At 73.8% G+C, this 6,266-nt stretch carries 5 protein-coding genes; 4 read left to right on the forward strand and 1 reads right to left on the reverse strand.

The window, feature by feature from the left end; genetic code table 11:
• Positions 1-99 precede the first annotated feature (99 nt).
• Positions 100-642 carry a helix-turn-helix domain-containing protein gene (locus ACIQOV_RS22335; RefSeq protein WP_359911187.1) on the forward strand — a complete coding sequence of 181 codons (543 nt, stop codon included), beginning with the start codon at positions 100-102 and terminating at the stop codon, positions 640-642.
• Positions 643-763: 121 nt separating this feature from the next.
• On the opposite strand, the gene ACIQOV_RS22340 is transcribed toward ACIQOV_RS22335, so the two are convergent.
• The gene (locus ACIQOV_RS22340; RefSeq protein ID WP_401050989.1) at positions 764-1,780 is read right to left on the reverse strand and encodes a hypothetical protein; all 1,017 of its coding nucleotides are present in this window, start codon (positions 1,778-1,780) and stop codon (positions 764-766) included.
• 266 nt (positions 1,781-2,046) lie between these two features.
• Between ACIQOV_RS22340 and ACIQOV_RS22345 the strand changes: the two genes are divergently transcribed.
• The 3 genes from ACIQOV_RS22345 to ACIQOV_RS22355 all read left to right on the forward strand — a co-directional run bounded on the left by ACIQOV_RS22345 (position 2,047) and on the right by ACIQOV_RS22355 (position 6,164).
• Positions 2,047-3,615, forward strand: coding sequence for a DUF3604 domain-containing protein (locus ACIQOV_RS22345; protein ID WP_401050992.1), 1,569 nt, complete (start codon positions 2,047-2,049; stop codon positions 3,613-3,615).
• 67 nt (positions 3,616-3,682) lie between these two features.
• On the forward strand, positions 3,683-4,552 hold the full coding sequence (locus tag ACIQOV_RS22350) for a polysaccharide lyase (protein WP_401050995.1): 870 nt from the start codon (positions 3,683-3,685) through the stop codon (positions 4,550-4,552).
• Positions 4,553-4,601: 49 nt separating this feature from the next.
• Entirely contained in the window at positions 4,602-6,164 is a 1,563-nt protein-coding gene (locus ACIQOV_RS22355) for an ABC transporter substrate-binding protein (protein WP_401050999.1), read from the forward strand.
• Positions 6,165-6,266: the final 102 nt, after the last annotated feature.

The raw sequence follows: 6,266 nt of genomic DNA on the forward strand, positions 1-6,266 counted from the left end.
CCCTCGGGACCGCCCCCGCTAAACGGTACCGACCGGTACCGACTGGAGGACGGTACCGACCGGTACCGTTTGGCGTCAAGAGTGGATAGAATCCGCCGCGTGGCAGTCAACGCACGGGCGCGCCTGCTGAGCACGGCCGAAACCCTCTTCTACGCGAACGGCATCCGCGCGGTCGGAGTGGAGCGCATCCTCTCCGAGTCCGGCGTGGGCCGGGCGTCCTTCTACCGGCACTTCACCGGCAAGGAGGAACTGGTGACCGCGGTCCTGGAGGGCCGCGACGTCCGGTGGCGGGCGTGGCTCTCCGAGCGGGTCGCGGCCCACGGCGGCCACCCGCTGCACGTCTTCGACGCGCTGGCCGAACGGTTCGCGACCCAGGACTTCCGCGGCTGCGTCGCGATCAACACGATGACCGAGATCGCCGACCCGGCCAGCCCGGCCCGCCGGATGGCGGCCCTGCACAAGACCCGCGTCATCGACCTGGTCGAGCGGCTGATGCGGGACGCCGGCGTCCCCGAGCCCGGGGAGCGCGCCCGGCAGTTCGCCCTCCTGATGGACGGCGCCATCGTCACCGCCCTGCGCGAGGGCACCCCGGACGCCGCCTGGCGGGCCCGCGGCATCGCCGAGGCCCTGCTGGCCGCCTGAAGCCCGAAGCCTGAAGCCTGAAGCCCGAAGCCCGAAGCCCGAAGCCCGAAGCCTGGAGCCCGAAGCCTGAGCCTGAGCCTGAAGCGGCGGTCCGGGCGGACCGGGCCGGCGCGCCCCGGGCTCAGGCGTGGTGCGGCGCCGCCGGGGCGCCGTCGGGGCGGACTCCGGCGAACTCGTCCAGGACGGCGACCCGCAGCTCGTGGGCGCCGTCCGGCCGGCTCTGCTCGTAGTAGAGGTACCAGCGGCCGCGGGCCGGGACGAGGTCGGCGTACCGGATGTCCAGCCAGGGGCCGTCCGGGGTGAGGCGGTGCCAGCCGCGCAGGTCGGTGGAGGCGGCCAGGCCGCAGCGCTCCTCGTAGTTGCCGGCGGCGTCCGCCGAGCCGTCGTAGAGCGCGAGCCAGCCGCCCCGGCCGTCGGGCAGGACGGTGGTGATCCGGGACTCGTAGCCGTCCCAGGCGCCGGCCGGGCCGACGTCCAGGGCCTCGGCGGCGCGGCCCGGCGGGGCGGTGAAGCGCAGCCCGTCCGGGGACACCGCGAGCGCGGTGGGCTGGACGGTGAGGCCGGTGGTGTGGATGTCGGCGTCGGCGTGGGCGCGGTCCCGCTCCTCGGGGGTGAACGGCCGGGCGCGGGAGACGGTGGCGAACAGGTGGACGCCGGCGTCGGTTTCGAGCAGGTACGGGTCCTTGACGCCCTCGGTGCCGGTGGTCGCGGCGGTGAGGACGGGGGTGCGGGTGGCGAGGTCGAAGGACTCGGGGGCGTCGGCGCGCAGGGCGTCGACGCGCCAGCGGTTGTCGGCCGGGTCGACGTAACTGAGGTGGAGCAGGTAGCCGCCGTCGCGGCGCAGCAGGGCGAGGCGTTCCATCGAGGGGGAGCCCAGCTCGTCGCGCCGGACGGACCACAGGTCGCGGAAGGCGATGCCGTCGGCGCTCTCGGCGACGGCGCAGCGCCAGCCCCGGTCGGGCCCGTGCGTCGCGCCGCGCGGGCGGCGCTCGCGGTAGGTGAGCAGGAAGCGGTCGAGGTCCGGCTCGTACCGGACGCCCGGGCAGCCGGCCCAGTAGCCGGGTTCGGGGCGCTCGGGGGCGCGGACGAGGTGGGAGGCGCCGAGGTCGGGCGCGGCGGGCAGGGCGGGGTGCGGCATGGATCCGTCCTTCGGGGGAGGGGTGTCGCGAAGTTTCTATCAGATCGATCAAAAGTCTGGGCCGGACGCGGTGGGTCGTCGTCGACCGGCTGACCGGCGAGGTGGCCAGCTTCACCAGCAGGTCTTCTATGAAGACGATGTTTCGCCCGATGGCGATCGCACGACACCGAACGGCCGAGCCTTGACCGTTCCCCGGAGATCGCGGCTACCTTCTTCTCAGAGTCGATCAAACATGGCCGACCAGGACCCGAGGAAGCCCAGCCCCGATGACCGCCCCCAGCACCGACGCACCCGGCTACGCCGGCCTGGGCCTGTACGTCGGCGACCTCCACAACCACTGCGGCATCAGCTACGGCCACGGGAGCATCGAGGACGCCTACGCCAACGCCCGGCTCCAACTCGACTTCGCCAGCGTCACCGGCCACGGCTGGTGGCCCGACCTGCCCGAGCGCACCCCCGAACTGGCGAGCCTGGTCGACTACCACACCGAGGGCTTCGCCCGGCTGGCCCGGCTCTGGGACCACGTCCAGGACGTCACCGCCGCCGCCCACGAGGACGGCCGCTTCGTCACCTTCCAGTCCTTCGAGTGGCACAGCCTCGCCCACGGCGACCACTGCGTGTACTTCGACGGCCCGCGCGGCGAGATCATCCGGGCGGCGGACCTGGACGAACTGCGCGCCCGGCTGCGGGTGCTCGCCGCCCAGGGCGTGCGCACCTGGGCGCTGCCGCACCACATCGGCTACGGGCCGGCCCGCCGCGGCATCGACTGGGCCTCCTACACCGAGGAGTTCGCCCCGGTGGTGGAGATGATGTCGATGCACGGCTGCGCCGAGTCCGACGAGGCGCCGCGCAGCTACCTGCACACCATGGGCCCGCGCGCCGGCACCGCCACGGCCGTCCACGGCCTGCGCCTGGGCCACCGCTTCGGGCTGATCGGCTCCACCGACCACCACAGCGCCTTCCCCGGCAGCCACGGGCACGGCCGGGTGGCGGTCTGGGCCCCGGAACTGACCCGGGACGGCATCTGGAACGCCGTCCAGCAGCGCCGCGCCTACGCGATCACCGGGGACCGCATCCTGCTCGCCACCTCCGTCAACGGCGCCCCGATGGGCGCCGAGGCCGCCTCCGCCGACCGGCGCCGGATCCACGTCACCGTCCAGGGCCGGGACGCGCTCGACCACGTGGAACTGCTCCGCAACGGCGTACCCGTCCACCGGGTCTCCCGGCCCGAACTCCTCGCCGGCGCCGGTGGATCGGACGCCTTCTCCGGCACCCTGGGCTTCGCCGTCGGCTGGGGCCGGCGCGGCGAACCGGTGCACTGGGACGTCGTGCTGCGGATCGAGGGCGGGCGGCTGCTGGACGTCCAGCCCCGGTTGCGCGGCCCGGAGACCGTCGCGCCGGCCGAGGCCGAGCCGGACACCTACCGGCCGTCCTGGTGGGAGCGCACCGGGCCGGGCGAGATCCGGCTGCGGACGGTCACCGACGGCAACCCCAACACCGCCACCGACAGCACCCAGGGCTTCTCGCTGCGGATCGAGGGCGACACGCGCACCCGGCTGGTCGCCGTCGTGAACGGCGTCGAGAGCGCCCACGCCGTCGGCGAACTCCTCGCCGGCGCGCGGACCGGATTCACCGGCGGGTTCGTCTCCGGCGCCTACCGCTTCGACCGGGCCGTGCCCGACCGGGAGACGACCGCCGAGTTCGAGCTGACCGACGAACGCCCCGGCGGCGACGGGGACTTCTACCACGTGCGGGTCCGGCAGCTGAACGACCAGTGGGCCTGGTCCAGCCCGACATGGGTGGGACCGGCCGACTCCTGTAGCCGGGCCGGCTGACGCCATCCCCCGCCAGCCGGCCGCGCCCCCGGTCGATCAGCCCCGAACCTCCAGAAGGAGAAGAACCATGTCCCGCCTCCCCGGCCGCCTCGCCGGCGCCGTGCTCATCGCCGCCCTGGCCGTGACCGCCGCCGCCCCGGCCCACGCCGCCGTCCCCGCCCCTGCCGCTCCTGCCGCTCCCGCCGCTCCCGCCGCTCCCGCCGCTCCCGCCGCTCCCGCCGCTCCCGCCGCTCCCGCCGCTCCCGCCGCTCCCGCCCTGGTGTCCGGTACCGACGTCTTCGCCGACGACTTCGAAACCGGCACCGTCTCCGCCTGGACCCGCCAGCGCGTCGACGGCAACGGCAGCATCACCGTGGCCGCCGCCCCCGCCGGCGGCAGCGGCCTGGCCGCCCGCTTCGCCGTGCCGAACGACGGCGTCTCCTACCGCTCCGAGGTCGCCGTCAACTCCCTCGGCTGGGGCAGCTACCGCTTCGCCCTCGCCGACTACCTGCCCGCCGACTGGGTGCGGACCCCCACCGAGACGATCGTCGCCCAGTGGCACGGCTACCCGCTCGCGGACGGCAGCGACACCAAGCCGCCGATCGCCCTGACCGTCAAGGACGGCAGCTGGCGGCTCAAGGTGCACTGGCTGTCCGACCCCAGCACCGTCCAGGAGGCGGTGATCCCGCTCGGCGACGTGCAGTTCGGCCACTGGAACCAGTGGGCCTTCGACATCACCTGGTCCACCGACACCACCCCCGGCGCCGTCACCGTGTTCCGGGACGGCGCGCAGGTCGGCGCGTACAGCGGCCTCAACAACTACCACCAGAACCAGTCGCCGTACTTCAAGACCGGCATCTACCGGGCCAACTGGAACCCGGCCAAGAACATCCCCTACCCGACCGGCGGCCCCGACGTGGTGGCCTGGAGCGACAGCGTCGTCGTCACCAGGTACTGACCCGCGCGCACGGACCCCGGACCCCGAGAACCGAAGAGGTAGCACCACCATGAGCGACGCAGCCCGTCACCGCGGCCTGCCCCGAAGAGGCTTCCTCGGCCTGAGCGCCGGAGCGGCCCTGCTGGCGGCGGGCTGCCGCTCGGCCACCGAGGACGCCGCCGGCGGGGCCGCGGCCTCCGCCACCGCCTCCGCGCCGGACCTCCAGATCGTCTACGGCGCCGCCCCCGACCCCACCCAGCTGCTCCACCGCGGCCCGGACACCCCGGTGTTCGTCAACCTGGTGCTGGACCGGCTGGTCGACCTCGACCCGCAGACGCTGCAACCCGTGCCCTGGCTCGCCACCTCCTGGGAGTGGAGCGCCGACCGCACCCGGCTGGTGCTCAAGCTGCGCGAGGACGTCACCTTCCACGACGGCCGCCCGCTCGACCCGGACGACGTCGTCTTCTCGCTCACCGGCGCCGCCAAGTCCTCGCAGGTCAAGCCGCTGCTGGAACGGCTCGCCGACATCAGGGCGAGCGCCCGCAACGAGGTCACGCTCACCCTCGCCAGGCCCACCAGCAACCTGTTCGACGCGCTCGCCTTCAACCCCGTGGTGGACGCCCGCAGTTACGTCGACGGCAAGGCCGCCGAGAAGGTCAACGGCACCGGGCCCTTCACCTGGCAGTCGTTCAAGGGCGGCAACCAGCTCGACCTGGTCCGCTACGACCACTACTGGCAGAGCGGGCGGCCCCGCTTCGAGCGGATCACCGTCCGGTCGGTGACCAGCAGCCAGGCCGCGCTGTCCGCCCTCCAGTCGGGACAGTCCCACCTGATCGGCGCGGTGCCCGGACGCGACCTCAAGGTGCTGGGCGGGAACCCGGGCTTCGCCGTGCAGTCCGCCAAGTCCTCCTACCAGCAGGCGTTCCTCGGCGTGAACACCACCAGCAGGCCCTTCGACGACCGCCGGGTGCGCCAGGCCCTGCAGTACGCGGTGGACCGCGAGCGCATCGTCGCCCAGGTGTACGGCGGCCACGCCGAGGCGAGCAGCCTGCCCTGGCCGTCCAACACCCCCGGCGTGACCCCCGACCAGGTCACCCGCTACCCGCACGACCCGGAGAAGGCCCGCGGGCTGCTCCGGGAGGCCGGTGCGGAAGGCACGCGGGTGCCGCTCACCGCCGCCAACTCGCCGGTGTTCGCCTCCCTCGTGGAACTGGTCAAGTACGACCTGGAGCAGGCCGGCTTCGGCGTCGACGTCCAGCTGCTCGACAACGCCGCGCTCCAGCCGAAGATCCAACAGGGCACGCTGGAAGGACTGTTCATCGCCAACCACGGCATGGTCAGCGTCTCCCCGCTGAGCGGGATCACCGTCTCCGGCCCGCTCCAGGTCGGCCGGAACACCTCGCACGTCACCGACCCCGCCTACGCCGAACTCCAGTCCCGCGCCTTCGCCGCCGCCGACGAACAGGCCCGGGCCGACGTCAACCACGAACTGTCCGAGTACCTGCTCGCCGAGTCCTTCCACATCACCCTCGCGCACGCCTGGGAGACCTACGCCTTCGCCTCCTCGGTCCACGGCGTGGCCACCAGCGCGCTCGGCTACCTGCGGCTCGACGACACCCGCCGCACCGCCTGACGCGCCGCAACGCGACCGCCGTCCCAGGGCGACCCCCACCGTCCTGGGACGGCGGCCCCCGCCCGCCCGACCACCCGGAGTACCAGATCGGAAGAGCGGCGG

The sequence above is a fragment of the Kitasatospora sp. NPDC091257 genome (assembly GCF_044757675.1).
GTDB lineage: Bacteria > Actinomycetota > Actinomycetes > Streptomycetales > Streptomycetaceae > Kitasatospora > Kitasatospora lactacystinica.